The organism is uncultured Desulfovibrio sp. (assembly GCF_949282365.1).
Taxonomy (GTDB): domain Bacteria; phylum Desulfobacterota; class Desulfovibrionia; order Desulfovibrionales; family Desulfovibrionaceae; genus Desulfovibrio.
On record NZ_CASDOY010000047.1, the window covers coordinates 1 to 21,635 of the forward strand.

Sequence of the window (21,635 nt, forward strand, 5' to 3'; positions counted from 1 at the left end):
TCTCGCGCCGGGCGCGTTCGGGCTCGCAATAGAGGCGCAGGGTGGCTTCCAGGGCGGCCATGGTCAGTTTGTCGCAGCGCAGGGCGCGGGTCAGGGGATTCTTTTTCAGGGCCTCGATGCGCTCCCAGCTGCCCACGATGAGGCCGCACTGGGGACCGCCCAGCACCTTGTCGCCGGAAAAGGTCACCACGTCAGCGCCAGCGGCCACCACCTCGGGCACGGTGGGCTCGTTGGGCAGGCCCACGGCGGAAAAGTCCATGAAGGAGCCGCTGCCCAGATCCTCGAAGACGGGCAGGCCGTGCTCGCGGGCCAGGGCCGTGAGCTCGGGCAGGGGCACGGCGGCATGGAAGCCCACGATGCGGTAGTTGGACGTATGCACGCGCATGAGGGCCCGGGTATGCTCGTTGATGGCGGCGGCGTAATCGCGCAGGTGGCAGCGGTTGGTGGCGCCTACTTCGCGCAGGCAGGCGCCGCTTTTTTCCATCACTTCCGGGATGCGGAAACTGCCGCCGATCTCCACCAGTTCACCGCGCGAGACGATGACCTCGCCGCCCTTGCAGAAGGTGTCCAGCACCAGCAGCACGGCGGCGGCGTTGTTGTTGACCACCATGGCGGCCTCGGCCCCGGTCAGGCGCTGCAGCAGTTCATCGATGATGACATAGCGGCTGCCGCGACCGCCGCTGCCCAGATCCAGTTCCAGACTGCAATAGCCGGAGATGGCCCGGCGCACGGCCTCCTGGGCGCTCTGCGCCAGCACGGAGCGGCCCATATTGGTGTGGATGACCACCCCGGTGCCGTTGATGACGTTGCGCAGGCGCGGGGCCGTCTTGCGGCGCACGAAGGCCAGCAGCTCGGGCAGGCAGGCCTCCAGGGCCAGTTCGGCGGGGTCCTGCAGGCGTCCGGCGCGGATGTCGTCGCGGCGGCTGTTCCAGAAATCCGTGACAGCCTCGCGCAACAGGGGGCGGGGCAGGTCATGCAGGCCCCTGTCCGCTGCCAGCAGGGCTTCCAGACTGGCGTCCATGGACGGCAGGGCGCGGAAAAGATGGTTCATGCGCTCTCCTTCAGTTCCGGTCAGGGGCCGGCGCGTGCAGCAGTTGGGGGTAGAGGGCGTAAAATTCGGCCAGCAGGTAGAGGGAACCGCTGATGATGACCGGGGCCCCGGCATCTCCGGGCAGGTCGCGCGCGGCTTCCAGCGCGGCGCGTACGTCGGGCAGCAGGATGGCGCCAGCCGGGGGGACGGCATTAGCGGCGGCCGTCACCTGGGCGGCATCGGCGGCGCGTTCGTTGTGCAGGGCCGGGATGAAGAGCGGGGCCGCGCCCAGGGCGCGCTTGAGCAGCATCAGGGCCGGATGCCAGTCCTTGTCGCCCAGGCAGGAATAGATGGCCGCGCGCGGGCGCAGGCCGGCCTGCCGCAGATGGGCCAGCAACGCGGCCATGCCGTGGGCATTGTGGGCGCCGTCCAGCAGCAGGGGGGGGTGTCCCCCGGTGGCGGGGACGGACTGCAGGCGTCCAGGCACGAAGGCGCGGGCCAGACCGCGCGCCACGGCGTCGGCCCGCGGCCGCAGGTGCAGGCGCGGGGTCAGGGCCTGCCAGGCGTGCAGGGCCACGGCGGCATTGATGCGCTGGTGCGGTCCGGCCAGGCCCAGCGGCATGTTGCCCGGCAGGGGCGCGACGACATGCAGGGGCGCGGCCAGCCGGTCGGCCCGGCGCTGCAGCACGTCCGCGGCGGCGGGGAACTGGGGCGCGCTGACCACCGGCACATGCGGGCGGATGGCGCCGCATTTGTCCGCGGCGATGTTCCGCAGGGTGGGGCCCAGCACGGCGGCGTGATCCATGGCCACGGGCGCGAAGCAGGTCAGGTCGGCGGCCAGGGCCGTGGTGGCGTCGTGCGCGCCGCCCAGACCGGCCTCCATGACGGCCAGCTGCACGCCCCGGCGGGCGAAGGCCAGCACGGCCAGCACGGTCAGGAACTCGAAATAGGTCAGCTCCGGCTGCGCCGCGTGGACTTCCGTGGCCAGGGCGGGCCACTGGTCTTCCGGCAGGGGGACGCCGTCGATGCGGATGCGCTCGCAGGGGGAAAGGAAATGCGGCGAGGTATAGAGGCCCGTGCGGCAGCCGTGGGCGCGGGACAGGCTGTCCAGGAAGGCGGCCGTGGAGCCTTTGCCGTTGGTGCCCACGATCTGGGCCACCACGAAGGGCGGACGCGTGAGCCCCAGCCGGGCAAGCGCCGTCTCCATGCGCCCCAGGCTCAGGTCCATGTGGAAGAAACCCAGGCCGTCCAGATGCTCCCGGACCTGGTCGATGGTGGTGAATGTTTTGGCAGTCTTCATGGCGCGACCATGCCACAATTCCCGGTCGTTGTCAGCGGTCGCCCCTGCGGCGGCAGCGCGTCGCGGCGACGGCGGGGAGGGGAAGGCCGCGCCGTCCCTGCCCGTGGCGGGCGCGGAAGGCGGAGGGGCCAGGAGGCCCGGCGTAACAGTGGAGGAATATGCGGGGCGGTCCGGTTGCGGCGACAGTTTCCCCCTGATAGGCTGTATGCGGCAAGGAGGATGCCCATGATTCGTCTTGAAAAAGCCTGTCGCGAGGATCTGCCGTCCCTGCTGCAGTTGCAGGAACTGGTACGGGAGCATCTGTTCCCGGAAGGACAGGCCCTGCCCGTGACGGTGGGGGACAGCCTGGAAGATTTTTTTGCCGGGGGCGTGGTCCTGCGTGCCCTGCTGGATGATGGAACCATGGTGGGGGCCGTGTGCGGGCGCGAAAAAGACGGTGCCCAGCGTCTGGCGTGTCTGCTGGTGCATCCGCAGTGGCAGGGACAGTATGTGGAGACCATGCTGCTGTTGCAGATGGAGAGCCTGCTGCCCGGGGCCCGGCGCGAGCTGCTCTTCCCGGCACGGGATGCCGCAGCCCTGCGCCCTCTGCTATGGCTGGGCTATACCGTCAGTGAAGAGACCCCCCTGCCGCAGGGGCTGACCCTGTACCGGCTGGAGAAAGAGGGCTAGGGCGTGTTGACACAATTTTTATAATTTATTTCCAATAAATAGAGAGTATCGGCTGCACATGTCCAGTGAAGGCGGCTTGCCGCAGGCTCCCGCGCTCATCTGAAAAAGCGTGCTGGGGAAAGGGGGGCTTTGGAAGGGGGAGCCCTCTCGCGTGAGCAGAGGGCTCTCCCTTCCCCAAAAACATGCTGCGGATACTGTTCCCCTTGGGACGGTGCAGCCTCCGCTGTTGGGGATCAGCAGCTGCGTGGCGACGGATGGGACCGTCGGGACATCCGGCCCAGCTCCTGACAGGGGGCGACGAAGATGGGGGCAGCCACGGCGGACAGCCTGCGCAGGAGACAAAAAAACAGGCCATCCCACAAAGACGGCCTGCTGCGATATCTGGCGCGCCCGGGAGGATTCGAACCCCCGGCCAAGAGCTTAGAAGGCTCCTGCTCTATCCACCTGAGCTACGAGCGCGTGCTGCCTTTATAGGTGGCAAGGGCCTGCCCGTCAAGTAGCATGGGCAGCGGCCGGGCAGGGCGGCGGGCAGGCTGCGCTGGACGGGGCCGGCGCGGTTGTCAGGAGCGATGTCTTCTTCCGCGCGGCGGCTGCCTGCTGTCCCGGTAGGCAGGCGGCAGCAGGGTATGGCGGCAGCTGGATATGGACGCCTGCCGTCCTTTCGTCTGGAGTTGCTCCCGGCAGCCAGGCGCCGCAGCGGACGGCGGCCCTCCCGATGCGGCAGCCTTTTCTTCCGCAATCTTCCCGTCCCCTGTCTCCCTTGTCTTCGGCCGCCGGGCGTGGCAGTCTGGAGCAAAGTCTTGCCGGCTGCCCGTACGTTGACGGTCGTCTTTCCCACGGCAAGCGGAGGTCACATGAACTTTCTGGAACAGTGGAAAAAGCTGCTGCTGCCCCTGCGCTACGGCGGCAGCGGCGTGGATTTCAAAAAGCTGGACCCGGCCCGCAGTCCTTTTTTGAAAGACCGGGACCGCATCGTCTATTCCAGTTCGTTCCGGCGGCTGGCCCGCAAGACGCAGGTGCATCCGCTGGTGCGCAACGACCACATCCACACCCGCCTCAGCCATTCGCTGGAGGTCAGCAGCGTGGGCCGTTCGCTGGGGGCCATGGCGGGCTATTTCCTGCGCCGCCGGGGCGAGCTGCCTGACTACGCCGCGCCGGAGTTCCCCGGCCAGATCCTCGAGGCCGCCTGCCTGGCCCATGACATCGGCAATCCGCCCTTCGGCCACGCGGGCGAGTCCGCCATCCGCGACTGGTTCGGCGACCCGGTCAACCATGTCTATGTGAACGCGCTGGAGGAGATGCAGCAGAGCGACTTCCGCTGCTTCGACGGCAACGCCCAGGGCTTCCGGGTGGTCAACGTGGTGGAGAACAACCGCGATCAGGGCGGCTTCCGCCTGACCTATCCCACGCTGGCCAGCATGGTCAAATATCCGTGGGATTCCTGGCAGGCCCGCGCGCGGGGCGGCAAGTGCAAGTTCAACTACTATCAGGCCGAGGCGGGCATCTTCGAGGATGTGTTCACCGCCCTGGGCCTGAAGACGCGCCGGGGGGGCTTCGCGCGGCATCCGCTCTCCCTGCTGGCCGAGGCGGCCGACGATACCTGCTACCGCATCGTGGACATGGAAGACGCCCGCGAGCTGGACATCATCACCCTGACGGACATCCTGAAAGTGGTGGAGCCCGTGGCGCCCCGGCTGCATCTGGACATGCAGCGCCTAGAGGGCATGGGCTCGGACCGGGAACGGGCCGGCTATGTGCGGGCCCGGGTCATCGGCTACCTGACCGCGAGCCTGTTCGAGACCTTCGCCGCGCAGTACGAACGCATCATGCGCCGCGAGTGCGAAGGACCCCTGATGGATCTGGCCCCGGAGGACGTGCGCGAATACATGGAACGGGCCAGGGACATCTTCAACAACCGCATCCTCAAAAACAGCCACAAGACCGCGCTGGAGATCGGTTCCTACAGCGTCTACAAGCGCCTGCTGGATACTTTCGTCCCGGCCTGCCATCGCCGCATCTACGAGCCCGGGCGCCTCACCTACAAGGAGCAGCAGGCCCTGCAGCTCATGGGCGGCCATGCCCCGCGCCCGGACGACGACCTGTACGTCTCCTATCTGCGGGTGCTGGATTTCATCACCGGCATGACGGATCCGTACGCCAGCTTCGTGTCCACCCAGTTCCTGGGCACGTCCTGCTAGGCTCAGGACTCATCATCGAGGCTGTGTTCCTGTGGAAGATCCCAAAGACTATGCTGAGATAAAAACCATTTTCAGAAATGGGGATTCCCGTCCTTGTTCGCCATAAAAATTGGCGGGTTTTGGGGACGATGGGGAGTTCGAGGGGAAGGGACTCCTTTTTGCCGCAGGCAGCGACCCAAAGGCGGCCGGAGGCCGTGCCCGTTGCGACGAAGGAAGCTACGGGCATCGACAGCAACGCGCGACCGGATGGCGGCCGGAGGCCGTGCCCGTTGCGGCGAAGGAAGCTACGGGCATCGACAGCAACGCGCGACCGGATGGCGGCCGGAGGCCGTGCCCGTTGCGACGAAGGAAGCTACGGGCATCGACAGCAACGCCGGAGGCCGTGCCCGTTGCGACGAAGGAAGCTACGGGCATCGACAGCAACGCAACGGGCTTCCTGCCGCCGCAAAACAAAACGTCATGGGGCCTGGCCCTGGCAGAGGGCTTCCTCTCCCCGCAAAGAACTAGAGCGCCCCGGCCAGCAGCTGGATGGCGGCCAGATGTTCCAGTTCTTCGCTGAGGGTCAGGGCCTGGCCCGGGCAGGGGGCGCTGGCGCAGAGGCCGTGGCGGGCCATCCAGACGGCCTCGTGTTCACGGGCGGCGCGGCCCACGGCTTCGGCCAGCTCGCGGGTGCCGGGCTCGAAGGCCGGGGCGTGGCCCAGGCGGGCGCGCCAGACGCCGGACTCGAAGACCGGCAGTTTCAGGAAGCGCTCCTGCCAGTCCGGCTGCTGTTCCAGTTTCAGGGACAGGGCCATCAGCTGCCGGGGATGGGTGTGCAGGATGGCCCCACACCGGGGCCGGGCCGCGTAGACTTCCAGATGCATGAGGCCTTCGCTGGACGAGGGCCCGCCGTAGAGGGTGGCGCCGCTGCGGGCGTCCAGCACGCAGAGGTCGCCCAGGCGCAGACGGCCCTTGGCCGCGCCGCTGCGGGTGATGACGATGCGCTCGCCCACGGGGCTTCGCCAGCGGCAGCTGGCGTTGCCGTTGCAGCCGGCCAGCATGCCGCCATGCCAGGCCTCGCGGCAGACTTCGGCCAGTTCCCGGACGATGCCCGCAGGCAGGCCGGCCAGGGCGATGTCCTGCCCGCAGCGCTGATGGAAAAGAGGGAAGGACATGCTCAGGCCTCCGTGGGCATGGCGAAATGGTCGAAGCCCTGGAGCTCTTCCAGCGGCTCGTTGTTGCAGGTCAGCTCGCCGTCGTCGGTCACGGTGCCGATGCTCATGAAGCCGGGCACGGCGGCATGGAGGATGGGCAGCATGTCCGGGGCGCAGGAACCCAGCAGGGCGTAATCCTCGCCGCCCAGCAGGGCCTCGTGCACGGGGTTGCGGCCGTTCTCGCGGGCATGGCGCACCACCTCGGCATGGAGCATGCCCTGGGGCAGCAGGATGGCCGCGCCCAGACCGCGTTCCGAGGCCGTGGAGGTATCGTCGTGGCGCCGGGCCCGGCTCTCGCCGGTGCGGCCCAGCAGACGGGGCAGGTCGCGCATGATGCCGTCGGAAAGATCCATCAGAGCCGGGGGACGGGCATTGGCGCCCGCGCGGGCCAGCATCAGCCCGGCATCCACCTGCGGCACGGGCGTCAGGTGGGCGGCGCAGGCGGCGGGCCAGCGTTCCAGCGCGGCGCGGCCTTCCTTTTCCAGCACCTGCAGGCCCACGCGGGCCAGGCCCGGGCGGCCCACCACGAACAGGCTGTCCCCGGGCATGGAGCCGCCCCGGACGAGGAAGTCCCCGCCCGTGTAGGATTCGCCCCAGATGGTGATGCAGACATGCAGGAAGGGGCTGCGCGAAAGGTCCCCGCCCGCCAGGGCCAGGCGCTGTTCCTGGGCCAGCGCGGCCATGCCCGCGAAGAAGCGGTCCAGCCAGGCGGCGTCCACGTCATCGGGCAGGCCCAGGGCCAGGGTGAAGGCCAGCGGACGGCCGCCGCAGGCCGCGATGTCGCTCACATTGACGGCCAGGGCCTTGTGCCCGATCTCCTCGGGCGTGAAGTAGGCGCGCCGGAAGTGGACGTCCTCCAGAAAAAGGTCGCTGCTCACGCACAGGGGCGTCCCGGCTTTGAGCACGGCGCAGTCGTCGCCCCGGCCCAGCAGCAGGGAAGGGTGCGTGGCCGGGAAATGGCGGGCCAGACAGGCCAGGATGCTGTCCTCGGAAGCGCGCGAAGGCTGGGGCATATCAGTCCTCCAGTTGCAGATAGTCGGCCAGGATGACCTTGACCCCGAAACCGGCGAAGTTCACCTGCACCTTGTCCGGGGGCATGAAACGGACGATCCTGCCCCGACCGAAGATCTTGTGACGGCAGAAGCGGAGCGCCTTTCCCGTGGCGGTGGCGGCTTTGGCCGCGTCCAGCACCGAGGCGGCGGCAGCGGGGCCCGGTGCGGGAGCTGCGGCGGCGCGGGCCGGTGTGGCCGTAGCGGCCGTCCGCTCGTCGGGGGGCAGCTGGCAGTCGTCGGCGTCCTGCAGGGCACGGGTGGCGGCCAGACGCTGGGCCGGGGTCAGTCCCCCGGGCGCGGCAGGGCCCATGCGGCGCCCGCGTCCGAAGCCCGCTCCGGGGCCGGACGGCTGCGGCCGCGGTTCGAAAGGATCGGCGAACAGACCGCCGCGCGCGCGTTTGTTCAGGCTGCCGCCGTAGCTTTCCACCCATTCCTCGGTCAGGGCGGCGGGCAGCTCGCGCACGAAGGGGCTCTGGGCCACATGCTGGGTGCCCTGTTCGGCCTTACTGTAGATGGTGGCCGGCGCATAGAGGTCCAGTTCCTGCCGGGCGCGGGTGCAGGCCACATACATCAGGCGGCGTTCCTCCTCGAAGTCCTCGGGGCGGGCCAGGGCGTGGCGGGAGGGGAAGCGGTCCTCCACCAGATCGATGAGCAGCACGGCGTTCCACTCCAGGCCCTTGGCCGAGTGCACCGTGGACAGGGTGATGCGGCCCTCGTCGTCCCCGTCCTCCTCGTCGGGGGAGTCCAGGGCCAGATCGGCCAGGAAGAGGTCGAGGTCGTTATAGCCCGAGGCCATCTGCAGGATCTCTTCCAGACCCTGCTGGCGGCGGGGCCAGTCTTCGGGGTAGCGGCTCTCCAGCACGGGCCGGTAATGGTCCACGATGAGTTCCAGCGCCGTCACCGGATGCAGCGGCCGGGAGCGCATCTCGGCGATGAAGCGCAGATCCTCGCGGAAGGAGGGGAAACGGGCGCAGGCCTTGTCCAGGGCCGGGCCGTCGGCGCTCTGGGCCACGTTGTAGAGCTTGAGCACGGTCTTGGGGCCGATGCCCTCGTGCAGCTCGGCCACGCGCGAAAAGGCGGGCATGTCCAGCGGATTGAGCAGCAGCCGGGCATAGGCCATGACGTCCTTGACGTGGGCCGCCTCGGTATAGCGCAGGCCGCCGTATTTGCGGAAGGCGATGCCCGCCTGGTTGAGGGCCATTTCCAGATGGTAGGAATGGAAGCCCGCCCGGAAGAGTACCGCGATCTCGTGCGGCAGGTGCCGGGTGAGCAGATCCTCGATGCGGCGCACCACCAGTTTGGCCTGGCTCATGTCGCTGAGGGGCGTCACCAGGCGCACCGGCGCGCCACCCTCCTTGCGGGTGAACAGTTTTTTGCGGAAGGATTCCGCCGCGTGCTCCAGCAGGTTGTTGGCCACGTCCAGGATGGGTCTGGTGGAGCGGTAGTTCTCCTCCAGCCGGATGATGCGCGTGCCGGGGAAGAGCTTGGGGAAATCGAGGATGTTGCGCACATTGGCGCCCCGGAAGGCATAGATGGACTGGGCCTCGTCGCCCACGGCCATGACGTTGCCCGGCGGCAGGCCCTCGCCCTCGGGCCCGGCCAGCAGGCGCACGATGCGGGCCTGCACCAGATTGGTGTCCTGGTATTCGTCCACCAGGATGTGGCTGAAGCGGCGGCGCAGGTTCCCGGCGGCGCGTTCGTTGTCGCGCAGCAGCCGTTCCAGCTCGAAGAGCAGGTCATCGTAATCCAGCAGGCCCTTTGCCTTGCGGTAGGCGTCATAGGCCTCGCCCAGACGCATCAGGGGCTCGGCATAGGGCAGCAGGTGGAAGGCCTCGCGCTGCAGCACCTCGTCCAGGGGCAGTTCCTTGTTGCGGGCCTTGCTCAAAAAACCCACGATGGCCTGGGTGCGCGGGAAGGAGCGGTCGCCCTTGCCCAGCCGGAGCTCGTCCTTGCAGGCCTTGACCGCCGCCGTGATGTCCGCGCCGTCCATGACCGTGAAGGGACGGTCTTCCAGCCAGTCGGGCCGGTAGCGGCGCAGCACGCCGAAGGCGAAGGAATGGAAGGTGCCGCCCTGCACCAGACTCAGGGCATGGTCGGAGAGGGCCGCGGCCCGTTGCAGCATCTCCTGCGCTGCCTTGCGGGTGAAGGTGAGCAGCAGCATGGATTCCGGCGACACGCCATGATCCGCCAGCCACGACAGGCGGTAGGTGATGGTGCGGGTCTTGCCGGAACCGGCGCCGGCCACCACCAGGACCGGCCCGTCGCCGCAGGTGGCGGCCTCGTACTGGGCGCTGTTGAGCGCGTGCGCGTAATCAATCATCCTGCCAGACTAGCATAAAGGCGCAGGGCAGGCCAGAGGAGCCCGCAGGGGCATCCCGCCGGGGCCCGCGCACGGCGCGTCTTCCACACAGGCGAACGTCATGCTCCATGCCGATGGGGGCATCCCGCCGGGGCCCGCCCGGCAGGTCCGGTCAAGGCACGGAAAGCCGTCACGCCAGTTGACGCCGTGGGGCGGGGAACGTAAACTACTCTGAAATTTTTTTGCATAAAGGATGTTCCATGCCTACGCCTCAAGAAGAATTCCAGAATGCCGTGCTGCGCATCCTGGAAACCGTGATGTTCGAGAACTGGATCCGTTTCTACTTCCTCACCGAAAAGCTGGATGCCCCTGTGGAAGAAGGGGAGGAAAAGCCCCTGTGCGTGGCCATCCCCGAGCAGGGCATGGCGCGCATCAAGGAGCTCTATCCCGAGCTGCTGCCCCTGGCCGAGAGCCTGAACGGCAAGGAGATCAGCTTCGCCCTGTCGCAGCAGGCGGTCTGTTCCTATGTGATGGAACATCTGGACGGCAAGGTCCTGCCGCAGCGCATGGCCGAGACCGTGTTCGACAGCACCACCTTCCAGACCCGCATGCAGCTCTTCAATGCCTGGGTGCAGATGCACGAGAACCAGCTGGACAAGACCTTCATGGAATTCGGCAGCTGGCGCGAACTCTTCGCCCAGTGGTGCGCCACGGACCAGGTCAAGGAACTGGCCACCCGCATGGCCGCGCCGCGCAGCGAAGGCAACGGCACCACCCACTGATCATGACGGCTCCCGCGGCCGCCCCTGCGGCGGCGAACGTTCTTCCCGCCGGGGCGGCCTTGCGGCCGCCCCGGCCTTCGCTTCTGGACGCCGTGGCGCACAGCGCCGTGCTCCGTGCCCTGGCGGCCTGGCGCGACACGGGCGGCGCGTGTCCGCCCCTGCTGCTGGACGGCACCGCCGGCAATGGGCACGATTGCCTGTTCCTGGCCCGTCAGGCCCCGGCGGGCAGCCTGCTGCTGGCGCTGGACGTACAGGAGGCCGCCCTGCGGGCCAGCCGGGCGCGTCTGGAGCAGGCGGGCATGGCGGCGCGCTGCTGCGCTTCGGCGGAGGCGGCCTGCGCCCTGCCGCCCCTGCCGGGCGACGCTCTGGACATCCGGCTGGTGCGCCATTCCCACGCGGCCTTGCCGGCGCTGCTGGACGGCCTGCCCGCGCGGGAGAGGGAGCGGCCCCTGCTGGCGGCGATCTTCAACTTCGGCTATCTGCCGGGCGCGGACAAGAGCTGCACCACCACGGCGGCGGGCAGTCTGGCGGCCGTGGAGGCCCTGCTGGGACGTCTGGCCCCGCAGGGCTGCCTGAGCCTGCACTGCTATACCGGCCATGACGGCGGCGCGGCCGAAGAGGCGGCCCTGACGGCGCGGCTCGCCCGTCTGGAGCCACGGCGCTGGCGCGTGCTCTGCTGCCGGGACGCCAACCGGGACAGCCACGGCGAGACCGTCCTGCTGGCCGAGCGCCTGCCCGTGCGGCGCGGCTGAACGGCGCGCATGGGCGGAACTGCCTTTTTTCCCTGTATCTTCCTGTGCCGGGTGCGGCCTGCGAAGATGTTATGAATTATTTTATAAAATAAAAATAGTTATTAAAATCAGATAATTATCATATCGCTTCGGGCGGGGAAAAAGCGTGCGCGTGGCCTGCGAGCATGTCTAACCTATTGCATTTTCATCATTGCGGGTCTAATCTGACCAGTATGGATGTATTTGTGCCGCCTGCTCCCGGCAGGGGCCGGGCGGCGGGACGGCACGCTTTTCTAGAAGGGAGAGAAAGATGGCTTGGACTCAGGTTTACGAACCCCTGGGAGGCATCGGTCTGTCGGCGCTGGCCGCGGCCGTGCCGCTGATCATTTTGTTCTACATGCTGGCTTTCCGGCAGGCCAAAGGCCATATCGCCGCTGTGGCCGGCCTCATCGGCGCCCTGCTGGTGGCCGTGCTGGTCTGGAAGATGCCGGTGGGCCTGGCAGTCAATTCCGTGGCCCTGGGCGCCTGCTTCGGGCTGTTCCCCATCGTCTGGATCGTCATCACGGCCGTGTGGGTCTACAACATGACCGTGGAATCCGGTGAGTTCGAGATCATCAAAGACTCCCTGGCCCGCCTGACGGACGACCGCCGCCTGCAGGCCCTGTTCATCGCCTTCGCCTTCTCCTGCTTCATCGAAGGTACCGCCGGTTTCGGCACCCCCGTGGCCATCGCCGCCGCCATGCTGGTGGGCTTGGGCTTCACCCCGCTCTGGGGCGCCGGTATCGCCCTGATCGCCAACACCGCCCCCGTGGCCTTCGGCGCCATCGGCGTGCCGCTGATCGTGGCCGCCCAGGTGTCCGGCCTTGACCAGATGACCGTTTCCGCCATTGCCGGTCGCCAGCTGCCCCTGCTGTCCCTGATCGTGCCCCTGTGGGTCTGCGTGGTCATGTGCGGCTTCAAGCGTTCCATGGAAGTGCTGCCCGCCATCATCGTGGCCGGTGTGGCCTTTGCCGGCGCGCAGTTCCTGCTCTCCAACTTCCACGGCCCGACCCTGCCCGACATCGGCTCCGCCATCGCCACCATCGTGGCCCTGATGCTGCTGCTCAAGGTCTGGCAGCCCAAGAACATCTTCCGTTTCGAAGGTGAAGGCGCCTCCAACCTGCAGGGCCAGGGCTACCCCCTGTCCGTGGTCATGCGCGCCTGGGCCCCCTATCTGGTGCTGGCCGTGTTCGTGTTCTTCTGGGGCCTGGGTTCCTTCAAGGCCATCCTCAACGGCATCCCCGGCACGGTGTTCAACTTCTCCTGGCCCGGTCTGGACGGCGAGATCATGAAGACCGCCCCCATCGTGCAGACTGACGCCGTGTACGCCGCCAAGTTCGGCTTCAACTGGCTGTCCGCCGGCGGCACCGCCATCCTGCTTTCCGGTCTGGTGTCCGTGCCCTTCATGCCCAAGTACGGTTACGGCAAGGCCATCGCCTGCTTCATGCGCACCCTGAAGCAGCTGACCTTCCCCATCCTGACCATCGCCATGATCCTGGGCCTGGCCTATCTGATGAACTACTCCGGCATGAGCTCCACCCTGGGTCTGGCCTTCACCCACACCGGCTGGCTGTTCCCCTTCTTCTCGCCCCTGCTGGGCTGGCTGGGCGTGTTCCTGACCGGTTCGGACACGTCTTCCTGCGCCTTGTTCGGCGGCATGCAGAAGGACACCGCCCTGGCCGTGGGCATGCGCCCCGAACTGGCTGTGGCCTCCAACGCCTCCGGTGGTGTGACCGCCAAGATGATCTCGCCCCAGTCCCTGTCCGTGGCCACCGCCGCCACCAACAATGCCGGTCAGGAAGGCAAGCTCTTCCGCTTCACCATCGGTCACAGCATCGGCATGACCCTGGTGCTCTGCGTGCTGGCCTACCTGCAGGCTGGTCCCCTTTCCTGGATGCTGCCCTAGTCACGGCGGCGTCCCCATGTCGGGCCTGAGGGCCTGACGCGGCATGTAGCAGCAAGGGCCCCGGTCTTCCGGGGCCCTTTTCGTATGGCTCCGGCCCCGGGTCCTGCCCGGCGCGGAGCGGCTGCCTGCCGCCATGCGGCCGGTCTTGTCCTGTCCCGGCCTTCGCCGTGCGGCCGGACAGCGCGCGCACGCCCCGCAGCGGCGGCCGCGTCCGTCAAGGCGCCGGGGCCCCCTTCGCGCCGCAGGATACCGTGTGTCACATGCCGTGTGTGGAATGCCGTGTGCCGGATGCCCTCGCCATAGCGTACGACAGGGCTGCGGCCCGGTATGCAGGCACGGCAGGGAGACGGAGAGGCCGCAGGAAGGTGCGACAGGAGCGGAAAGGCGGGGACGGCGCGTCAAGCCGGCAGGGGAGACAACGCCACGGCCGCCCAAGCCTTGCGGCGGATGCGGGACCCGGCAGGCCACGGCCGGCTGTCCCGCTCATCCGGCGGTCTGTTCGGCGTTCCGTCCGACCGCCCTCCGGCGCGCCTGCGGGACAAAAATCCTGCACCGAGGGGCCGGGCCGTGGGGAGCGGCGGGCCAGCTTTTTTGACCTGCGCGGCTTTTCGCTTGCGGCGCCGGCGCCGCCCGTAGTATGGGGAGGCGGCACGCCACGCCGCATGCCGTTTTTTGCCCCTGTTCCCCGTTGTCCGCAGCGGCCGCCACGGGCAAGACCGGCCATTTCGCCACCGGGAAGCGGCCCGTTTTTCCTCTGGCGGCCGGACAGGGGCAGGGCGCGCTCCCGGCCCGGCGCGCGGCTGTGCAAGATTTTTGTCCCCCCGGGGGCCTTCCAGGGCGGCGATGTAAAAAAAATTAAACGGCCCCTGGATGGGGCGTAAGGATATAATCCAATAAAAACAATAAGATATGCAAAAGAACTTCGCTGGCATTTTTTGGCACGTTCCATGCAGTAAGCTAAGTACCTTCCTTTCTTACTGACAGTTCAACCTAAACGGCCTGCCCCCCCAGCAGGCCGTTTTTCCGTTCAGAGAGGAAACCATGTCCACCCCCGCCACGGTCTGCCATCAGCAGTTCGACGAAAGCTGCTTCCTGGCCTCGGAATATGCGCCTGTCGCCCCGCACGAGGCGGCCTTCCACATCATCCCCGTGCCGCTGGAGCAGAGCGTCTCCTACGGCGGCGGCACGTCCCGCGGCCCGGCCGCCATCCTGGCCGCCTCGCAGCAGCTGGAGGCCTGGGACGGCATCAGCGCGCCCGGCGAAGCGGGCCTGTACACCGCGCCCGCCGTGGACTGCGACGCGCCCGTGGAGACCGTGCTGGAGCGCATCGGGGCCGCCACGGCCCGGGCCCTGGGCTGCAAGGCACTGCCTGTCATCCTGGGCGGCGAACATACCGTGACCCTGGGGGCCCTGCGCGTCCTGGCCGCCGAGGCCGCGCGCACGGGCGAGCCTTTCGGCGTGGTGCAGTTCGACGCCCACGCGGACCTGCGCGCCAGCTATGAAGGCTCCATCTATTCCCACGCCAGCGTCATGCACCGGGCCGTGGCCGATCTGGGCCTGCCGCTGGCCCAGTTCGCCATGCGCGATTTCTGCCGGGAAGAAGTGGAGGTGCGCCGCCAGTACAATGTCTTGCACTACGACGCCGACGTCCTTTTCCGTGAGGGCCTGCCGGAGCGGCCCCTGCCCGCGGACTTCCCCCGCCGCCTCTACATCACCTTCGACGTGGACGGCCTGGATGCCTCGCTGATGCCCGCCACGGGCACGCCCTCGCCCGGCGGCCTGTTCTGGCATCAGGCCCTGCTGCTCATCGAACGCTGCCTGCAGGGCCGCGTCATGGTCGGCATGGACGTGGTGGAGCTGGCGCCCCTGCCCGGCCTGCATCATGCGGATTTCACCGCCGCCAAGCTGACCCACGCCCTCATGGGTTTTGCCCAGCGCGCCGGGCTGCCTCGCAAGGCATAACGGCCGGGGCACTCCGCCTTGGAGGGAGGAGGGGTGTCCCGCATCCTGCTGGCGCCCTGTCCGGGCAGCCGATGCCGCAGGCCCGGCCTTCCGGCCGGAAGGCATCGCAGGCTGCGGGAAGCCCCCTCCCAGCTTTGCTCCTTGACGGCGTTTTTGTGGTGTCATCGCTATCCCGGCTTTTTTGCTGGACTTTTATTCTTATCTGTGCCATAGGGAACAGGCCGTCGAGCTGACGGCCATGTCACGCAAGGAGTCCCCATGTCATCTGACAGTCCCATCCCTCCCAGTATCCAGGAATCCGTCCCGTCACGCTGACCGCCTGCCTTGCGTCCGCCTTCCCGCAGGCAGTGCCGGCCCTGCGAGGAGGTCTCCATGTCCCGTTCCCGCATCTTCCTGCCGTCTGTCTCCCTGTACGGCCCCGTCCGTGACCGGAGCATCTTCCGGACACGCCGTCATGCCCTGCATCCTTCCCGCTCGTCCATCCCCGTCATGGGCCGGACGTCCGTGATGCGCACTGCCTGCTGACAGGCCGTCACATCCTTGCCGTCCTCTGCCGGGCCCTGCCCTGCGGGATGGCTTTCCGCCACCAATTTGTCATTGCCTTCGGCGTCAGGTCTGCAGGTGACCAGCCTGCGGCACTGCCTGCGCACGTCCCGTAGCGGCCCGCAACGGCACGTCCTGCCGTCATGCCGTGCGTCTGCCATGACGTCCGCCGGAAAGGCTTTCCCCACGCACACCCCCCAACCAAAGGAGCTGACCTATGGACAGTCACCCTGCCCCCCTCCCGTCGTCCGTGACCGCGCCAGCCTTCGCACGCGCCTGCCCCCTGTACCCCAACCTTGGGGAGGTCTGTCATGATCCGCAAAAGAAACCAGCAGGCCCGCCGGGTCGCCTCCGGCGTCACCGTCCATGACCTGGGCCTGATCCTTTTCGTCCCCTGGACGCATAACGGCTTTCTTCTCTTCCGTGCCCGGCCGCACGACCCCGGATCGCAGACGGCCTTCGGGCGGCGCCTGCCGTCCTCCTGCTGCCGTTCCCATCCCGCACGCTGAAGAAAAAAGGAGAAAGACCATGATCCGTGAAGACCTGCTGCGCACCGTGCGCCATCTGTCCGCCCGCCACGACATCGACATCACGGCCTTTGCCGAACTGGTGGAAAGCGTCCATCCCTCCGACATGGCCGAGGCCCTGGAGATCCTGAAGATCCGTGATGTGGCCCGCCTGCTGCCCTGCCTGAAGACCGGGACGCTGGCCGAAGTATTCGTGTATTTTTCTGAAGATCGCCAAAGTCGCCTGTTGCAGGAGCTGCCCCGCGAGACCGTGGTGGCCCTGTTCGAAGGCATGGCCGCCGACGAGCGCGTGGACCTGTTCCACGATCTGGATGAAGCTGCCCGCCAGCGCCTGCTGCCCGCCCTGGCCCACGGCGAACGAGAGGACATCCTGCGCCTGGCCGCCTATGCCGAAGGCAGCGTGGGCTCGGTGACCACCTCGGACTATGTGTCCGTACTGCCGGACATGAGCGTGGCCCGGGCCCTGGCCCATGTGCGGGCCACCGCCGCCGACAGGGAGACCATCTACGTCATCTATGTGCAGGACAGGGAAGGGCATCTGTGCGGCACCCTTTCCCTGCGCGAGCTGCTGCTGGCCGATGACTCCCTGACCATCAGGGACATCATGCGCCGCGATCCCGTGTTTGCACGGGCCCAGTGGCCACGGAGCAAGGCCTCCGAGCTCATCGGCCGCTACGACCTGCTGGCCCTGCCCGTCATCAACGGCGGGGAAAAGATGGTCGGCATCGTCACCGTGGACGACGCCATGGACATAGAAAAGCGGGAAGACGCCACCCAGCTGGCCCGCTTCGGCGGCACGGTCGGTGACGGCGGCAGCGATCTGGACATCCTGGCCTCGCCCCTGCGCACCCTGTTCGGCGTGCGCGCCTTCTGGCTGGTGCTGCTGACCCTGTTCGGCATCGTGACCAGCACCTTCGTGGCCGCGCAGGAGGAGATCCTTTCGCAGGTCATCGTGCTGGCGGCCTTCATCGCGCCCATCGTGGACATGGGCGGCAATGCGGGCAGCCAGTCGGCCACCCTCGTCATCCGGGCCATGGCTCTGGGCGACGTGCGCCTGGACTGGCGCGACATCTGGCGCGTGGTGCGGCGCGAGCTGCCCGTGGCCGCCGCCCTGGGCCTGGTGGTGGCCGGGCTGGAGAGCGTGCTGGCCTGGTTCTCCAAGGGAATCGGCTGGGACGTGCTGCTGGTGGTGGGCCTGAGCATGCTGGTCTGCACGGTGCTGGGCGGCATCATCGGCGTGCTCCTGCCCTTCCTGGCCCGGCGCATGGGCACGGACCCGGCCACCCTGTCCTCGCCGCTCATCACCTCCGTCATGGATCTGGTGGGCGTGTTCGTCTACTTCGCCTTCGCCTATGCCCTGCTGGGCGATCTGCTGCGGCAGGCGGGCTAGGGCGTGTTGACGCAACATTTACAAGTTATTTCCAATAAAGGGAGGATATCGGCTGCGCATGCCCGCTGAAGGATGCCTGCCGCATGCCCCGCGCTCCTCTGAAAAAGCGCATTGGGGAAAGGATGGGAGGCGTGGGGGGAAGGAAAGCCCTCTCGCGCGGGCAGCGCCAGCAGAGATGGGGGCTTTCCCTTCCCCCAAACAACTGCGGATGCCGTTGTCAACGGGCCCTAGCGTCCCAGACGGGCGCGCAGGCCCCGCAGGCGTCCGTAGAGCTCGGCCCGGCTCAGGCCCAGCAGCTGCGGCAGCAGCAGGGCCGTGAGCCCGGCGCCCACGGTGTAGATGACGCCGGAGGCCAGGAAGCGCAGCAGGGAGTCGATGCCGCCCAGGCCCAGCAGGATGGTGGCTTCGCGGCAGGCGAAGGCCAGGGCGCCCAGCACCAGCACGCACCAGATCTCGTGCAGCATGATGGGCACCAGACGGATGGGCACCAGCCGCGAGGCGCGCCAGAGGTAGATGTTGACGGTCACGCACTGCACGGCCACGGATTTGATGGCCAGGCCCACGGCGCCCAGGTGCAGGCCGCCGTAGTCTTCGGGTGCCAGCAGGACCCAGACCGTGATCATGCCGTAGACGCATTCCAGCAGGGCCATGTTGCGCAGGTCGCGGGTGCGGCCCGAGGCGTAGAAGACCGAGCCCACCACCTGCACATAGGACTGGTGCAGGGGGTAGAGGGCCAGGATCTGCACGGGCAGGATGGCGGCGGTGAATTCCGCGCCGCCGAAAAGGCTCACCAGGGCCGGGCCTTCGGCCATGCTGAAGCAGGAGAAATAGGCGGCCACGGCATAGACCAGGGGCGCGAAGCGGTTGACCAGATGGCCCATGAGCTTGAGGTCGCGCTGGCCCCAGGCGATGGAGACCTCGCGCATGACCAGGGGCGTCATGGCCGCAACGAACATGTAACAGGCCATGTAGACTTTCTGTCCCAGGGCGTAGTAGCCCTGCTCGGCACTGCCGTCGAACCACTGCAGCAGCCAGCGTTCGGCCGTGAGCATCAGGAAGGTCAGCAGGACCTGGACGAAAAGCGGGTGGCTGTAGGCGAAGAACTCGCGGCAGTAGGCCTTGCCCTGTCCCGGGGTCAGGCGCAGGCAGAAATGCGTGTCCGCGCCGCCGTAACAGGCTTCCCAGTGGCGGCGGGTCACGATCCAGTAGCCCAGGGCCGTGGCGCCCAGCATGGCGTATTGCTGGCCGAACAGGCTGAAGATATTGAGGCAGTCCAGGCAAAAGAGGCCGATGAGCAGGACCACGGCCGCCAGCGAGACCACGGTGCGCACCAGCTCGGACTGCACGGTGGCGCCCACGGCATCGTTCATGGAACGCAGGATGCGGCCCCACCAGGTCAAAAAGGCCCAGATGGCGGCCAGGGGCGCCAGCCACAGGGGCACGTCGGGCATCAGCCAGTTGCCCAGCAGGGGGACCTGCATGACCGCCGCCACCAGCAGGCTGATGACGGCCATAAGCAGGCTGAGACGCAGGTAGAAGCTGATGAGGCCCGTTTCGGACTGGCGGCGGGACAGGGCATTGTAAAAACAGGTGGACGTGCCCATGTCCAGCAGGCAGGAAAGCTCCTGGAAAAAATTGGTGGCAAAGCTGTAATTGCCGTACATGGTCGGACCCAGGGTCCGGGGCAGGATGGCCTCCATAGTCAGATAGACCGGTACGGAGGCCACATTGGCCAGCAGCTTGCAGACATAGCGGCGCGCCAGGGGCGGCGTGGCGGTGTTCGTCCTGTTTCCCATGCAGGGAACCTAGCCCACTTTGCGCCTGTCCACAAGCGGGGAATGGCACGGCGGCCCGCCACAGACGCCGGCTGCCTGGCATATGCGCCCCTGTCCGCACAGGCGCCCGGCGGCGGAGGGCTGTTTACGGCTGCGGGCTTTTTGCGTATGAAAGACCATTGAGCGCACGCACAAACAGCGCACCGGAGGACGCGGCCCTGCCGCGCCCGGAGCGGCCGCCTTACCGGCAGCGCCGCCCCGCCCCCCAATGCCACCATGCGGCGGGCCGCCGCGCCGCTGCCCCCGTGACGCCCATGCACAAGAGCCCCGCGCAGGTCATCGCGGCCGGCTGCCGCCGCGCGGGCCGCCGACAACCGTCCAAAGGATACCGTCATGGAAGAGAACAGCAAAAAAATGAAGACCGGTCTGGAAAAAGCCCCCCACCGCTCCCTGCTTTACGCGCTGGGCCTGACCCGCGAGGAAATGGAACGTCCGCTGGTGGGCGTGGTCAATGCCGCCAGCGAAGTGGTGCCCGGCCACCTGCACCTGGGCAAGCTGGCCGAGGCCGTCAAGGCGGGCGTGCGCATGGCCGGCGGCACCCCCCTGGAATTCCCCGCCATCGCCGTGTGCGACGGCATCGCCATGAACCACGAGGGCATGCGCTTCTCCCTGCCGTCGCGCGAATTCATCGCCGACTCCATCGAGATCATGGCCCGTGCCCATGCCTTCGACGCCTTGGTCTTCATCCCCAACTGCGACAAGTGCGTGCCCGGCATGCTCATGGCCATGATGCGCCTGAACATCCCTTCGGTGCTGGTCTCCGGCGGCCCCATGCTGCCCGGCACCCTGGCCCCAGGCAAGCAGGGCGACCTCATCACCCTTTTTGAAGGCGTGGGCCGCGTGCGCAACGGCCAGATGAGCGAAGAAGAACTGACCCAGTGGGAAGAACGCGCCTGCCCCGGCTGCGGCTCCTGTGCGGGCATGTTCACGGCCAATTCCATGAACTGCCTGGCCGAGACCATCGGCGTGGCCCTGCCCGGCAACGGCACCATCCCGGCCGTGTATGCGGGCCGTGTGCGTCTGGCCAAGCAGGCCGGCATGCGCGTCATGGATCTGGTGAAACGCGATATCCGCCCCCGCGACATCGTGACCCGCGGCGCGGTGGAGAACGCCATCGCCGTGGACATGGCCCTGGGCTGCTCCACCAACACCACCCTGCACCTGCCCGCCATCTTCCACGAAGCCGGTCTGGACATCGACCTTTCGGTCTTCGACGAAGTGAGCCGCAAGAGCCCCAACCTTTGCAAGCTCTCGCCCGCCGGCCGCCATTACATGGTGGATCTGGAGAACGCCGGCGGCATCCCCGCCGTCATGAGCGAGCTGGACAAGCTGGGCCTCATCCGCAAGGACTGCATGACCGTCACCGGCAAGACCGTGGGCGAGAACCTGAAGGAACGCAACGCCCGCATCTTGGATACGGACGTGATCCACACCATCGACAATGCCTACTCCAGGGAGGGCGGCATCGCCATCCTGCGCGGTTCGCTGGCCCCTGACGGCGCTGTGGTCAAGCAGTCCGCCGTGGCGCCCGAGATGATGCGCCGCGAAGTGACCGCCCGCGTCTTCGAGAGCGAGGAAGAGGCCATGCACGCCATCCTGGACGGCAAGATCAAGCCCGGCGACGGCGTGGTGGTCCGCTACGAAGGGCCCAAGGGCGGCCCGGGCATGCGCGAGATGCTGTCCCCCACCGCCGCCATCACCGGCATGGGCCTGGGCAAGGACGTGGCCCTGTTCACCGACGGCCGCTTCTCCGGCGGCACCAACGGCGCGGCCATCGGCCACATCTCGCCCGAAGCCGCCAACGGCGGTCCCATCGCTCTGGTGCGTGACGGCGACCGCATCCTGGTGGACATCCCCAACCGCAAGCTGGACCTGCTGGTGGACGAGGACGAGCTGGCCCGCCGCCGTGCCGAACTGGTGCCGCCGCAGAAGGAATGCCCCTATCCGGTGCTGCGCCGTTATGCCAGCATGGTGAGTTCCGCCGACAGCGGCGCCATGTACAAGAAGGTCTAGGCGCGGGAGCGCATCCCTTTGCCGGGGAGCCGCAGCTGCGGTCCCGCCGCCGTACGGCGGCTTCCCGTACGGCCCTCCGGCGGGCGGATGCGTTCCGTTCCGGGCCGTTTCCACGGACGGCGCGCGTCCCGGCCGCGCCCGCGCCCGTCAGGAGGCCATCCGGGAG

General features: G+C 67.8%; 15 protein-coding genes and 1 tRNA gene. 9 read left to right on the plus strand and 7 right to left on the minus strand.

Translation table 11 applies throughout. The features are described from left to right. The coding region (selA, locus tag Q1X76_RS08375) for an L-seryl-tRNA(Sec) selenium transferase (RefSeq protein ID WP_300719216.1) at positions 1–1,051 on the minus strand (1,051 nt) is incomplete at its 3' end. Between the two features lie 10 nt (positions 1,052–1,061). Next, positions 1,062–2,330: a cyanophycin synthetase gene (locus Q1X76_RS08380; RefSeq protein ID WP_300719217.1), complete on the minus strand. Its 1,269-nt coding sequence runs from the start codon at positions 2,328–2,330 to the stop codon at positions 1,062–1,064. 225 nt (positions 2,331–2,555) lie between these two features. On the opposite strand from Q1X76_RS08380, the gene Q1X76_RS08385 reads away from it, so the two are divergent. Then, complete coding sequence (locus Q1X76_RS08385) at positions 2,556–2,999, plus strand: hypothetical protein (protein WP_300719218.1); 444 nt, start codon at positions 2,556–2,558, stop codon at positions 2,997–2,999. A 382-nt stretch (positions 3,000–3,381) separates the two neighbouring features. On the opposite strand, the gene Q1X76_RS08390 is transcribed toward Q1X76_RS08385, so the two are convergent. Further along, a tRNA-Arg gene (locus Q1X76_RS08390) sits at positions 3,382–3,458 on the minus strand. A gap of 395 nt (positions 3,459–3,853) precedes the next feature. On the opposite strand from Q1X76_RS08390, the gene Q1X76_RS08395 reads away from it, so the two are divergent. Further along, positions 3,854–5,197 (plus strand): deoxyguanosinetriphosphate triphosphohydrolase, encoded by a 1,344-nt coding sequence (locus tag Q1X76_RS08395; protein ID WP_300719219.1) that lies wholly within the window; start codon positions 3,854–3,856, stop codon positions 5,195–5,197. 503 nt (positions 5,198–5,700) lie between these two features. Here Q1X76_RS08395 and Q1X76_RS08400 read toward each other — a convergent pair. From Q1X76_RS08400 to Q1X76_RS08410, 3 genes are read right to left on the minus strand one after another with little or no spacing between them, the layout of a single operon-like run. Continuing rightward, positions 5,701–6,351 carry a class II aldolase/adducin family protein gene (locus tag Q1X76_RS08400; RefSeq protein ID WP_300719220.1) on the minus strand — a complete coding sequence of 217 codons (651 nt, stop codon included), beginning with the start codon at positions 6,349–6,351 and terminating at the stop codon, positions 5,701–5,703. A gap of 2 nt (positions 6,352–6,353) precedes the next feature. Next, positions 6,354–7,403, minus strand: a complete 1,050-nt coding sequence (gene thiL, locus Q1X76_RS08405) for a thiamine-phosphate kinase (protein ID WP_300719221.1) — start codon at positions 7,401–7,403, stop codon at positions 6,354–6,356. Position 7,404: 1 nt separating this feature from the next. Beyond that, positions 7,405–9,762 carry an ATP-dependent helicase gene (locus Q1X76_RS08410; protein WP_300719222.1) on the minus strand — a complete coding sequence of 786 codons (2,358 nt, stop codon included), beginning with the start codon at positions 9,760–9,762 and terminating at the stop codon, positions 7,405–7,407. A gap of 239 nt (positions 9,763–10,001) precedes the next feature. Here Q1X76_RS08410 and Q1X76_RS08415 point away from each other — a divergent pair, with 239 nt between their 5' ends. The 6 genes from Q1X76_RS08415 to mgtE all read left to right on the plus strand — a co-directional run bounded on the left by Q1X76_RS08415 (position 10,002) and on the right by mgtE (position 17,621). Further along, entirely contained in the window at positions 10,002–10,523 is a 522-nt protein-coding gene (locus Q1X76_RS08415) for a hypothetical protein (protein ID WP_300719223.1), read from the plus strand. A 92-nt stretch (positions 10,524–10,615) separates the two neighbouring features. Then, entirely contained in the window at positions 10,616–11,275 is a 660-nt protein-coding gene (locus tag Q1X76_RS08420; RefSeq protein WP_300719224.1) for a class I SAM-dependent methyltransferase, read from the plus strand. A 289-nt stretch (positions 11,276–11,564) separates the two neighbouring features. Beyond that, complete coding sequence (locus Q1X76_RS08425; RefSeq protein ID WP_300719225.1) at positions 11,565–13,199, plus strand: lactate permease LctP family transporter; 1,635 nt, start codon at positions 11,565–11,567, stop codon at positions 13,197–13,199. A 1,041-nt stretch (positions 13,200–14,240) separates the two neighbouring features. Continuing rightward, complete coding sequence (locus Q1X76_RS08430; RefSeq protein WP_300719226.1) at positions 14,241–15,161, plus strand: agmatinase family protein; 921 nt, start codon at positions 14,241–14,243, stop codon at positions 15,159–15,161. A gap of 854 nt (positions 15,162–16,015) precedes the next feature. Continuing rightward, positions 16,016–16,213 (plus strand): hypothetical protein, encoded by a 198-nt coding sequence (locus tag Q1X76_RS08435; RefSeq protein WP_300719227.1) that lies wholly within the window; start codon positions 16,016–16,018, stop codon positions 16,211–16,213. A gap of 19 nt (positions 16,214–16,232) precedes the next feature. After that, positions 16,233–17,621: a magnesium transporter gene (gene mgtE, locus Q1X76_RS08440; protein WP_300719228.1), complete on the plus strand. Its 1,389-nt coding sequence runs from the start codon at positions 16,233–16,235 to the stop codon at positions 17,619–17,621. A 227-nt stretch (positions 17,622–17,848) separates the two neighbouring features. Here mgtE and Q1X76_RS08445 read toward each other — a convergent pair whose 3' ends face one another. Next, positions 17,849–19,417, minus strand: a complete 1,569-nt coding sequence (locus Q1X76_RS08445; RefSeq protein ID WP_300719229.1) for a lipopolysaccharide biosynthesis protein — start codon at positions 19,415–19,417, stop codon at positions 17,849–17,851. Between the two features lie 372 nt (positions 19,418–19,789). Between Q1X76_RS08445 and ilvD the strand changes: the two genes are divergently transcribed. Beyond that, positions 19,790–21,469: a dihydroxy-acid dehydratase gene (gene ilvD, locus Q1X76_RS08450; protein WP_300719230.1), complete on the plus strand. Its 1,680-nt coding sequence runs from the start codon at positions 19,790–19,792 to the stop codon at positions 21,467–21,469. Positions 21,470–21,635: the final 166 nt, after the last annotated feature.

Coding starts and splice junctions, on each gene's coding strand:
- Q1X76_RS08400 (WP_300719220.1), bottom strand. CDS start 6,351: ATGTCCTTCCCTCTTTTCCATCAGCGCTGCGGGCAGGACATCGCCCTG.
- Q1X76_RS08410 (WP_300719222.1), bottom strand. CDS start 9,762: ATGATTGATTACGCGCACGCGCTCAACAGCGCCCAGTACGAGGCCGCC.
- ilvD (WP_300719230.1), top strand. CDS start 19,790: ATGGAAGAGAACAGCAAAAAAATGAAGACCGGTCTGGAAAAAGCCCCC.
- thiL (WP_300719221.1), bottom strand. CDS start 7,403: ATGCCCCAGCCTTCGCGCGCTTCCGAGGACAGCATCCTGGCCTGTCTG.
- Q1X76_RS08425 (WP_300719225.1), top strand. CDS start 11,565: ATGGCTTGGACTCAGGTTTACGAACCCCTGGGAGGCATCGGTCTGTCG.
- Q1X76_RS08415 (WP_300719223.1), top strand. CDS start 10,002: ATGCCTACGCCTCAAGAAGAATTCCAGAATGCCGTGCTGCGCATCCTG.
- mgtE (WP_300719228.1), top strand. CDS start 16,233: ATGATCCGTGAAGACCTGCTGCGCACCGTGCGCCATCTGTCCGCCCGC.
- Q1X76_RS08445 (WP_300719229.1), bottom strand. CDS start 19,417: ATGGGAAACAGGACGAACACCGCCACGCCGCCCCTGGCGCGCCGCTAT.
- Q1X76_RS08380 (WP_300719217.1), bottom strand. CDS start 2,330: ATGAAGACTGCCAAAACATTCACCACCATCGACCAGGTCCGGGAGCAT.
- Q1X76_RS08395 (WP_300719219.1), top strand. CDS start 3,854: ATGAACTTTCTGGAACAGTGGAAAAAGCTGCTGCTGCCCCTGCGCTAC.
- Q1X76_RS08430 (WP_300719226.1), top strand. CDS start 14,241: ATGTCCACCCCCGCCACGGTCTGCCATCAGCAGTTCGACGAAAGCTGC.
- Q1X76_RS08385 (WP_300719218.1), top strand. CDS start 2,556: ATGATTCGTCTTGAAAAAGCCTGTCGCGAGGATCTGCCGTCCCTGCTG.
- Q1X76_RS08435 (WP_300719227.1), top strand. CDS start 16,016: ATGATCCGCAAAAGAAACCAGCAGGCCCGCCGGGTCGCCTCCGGCGTC.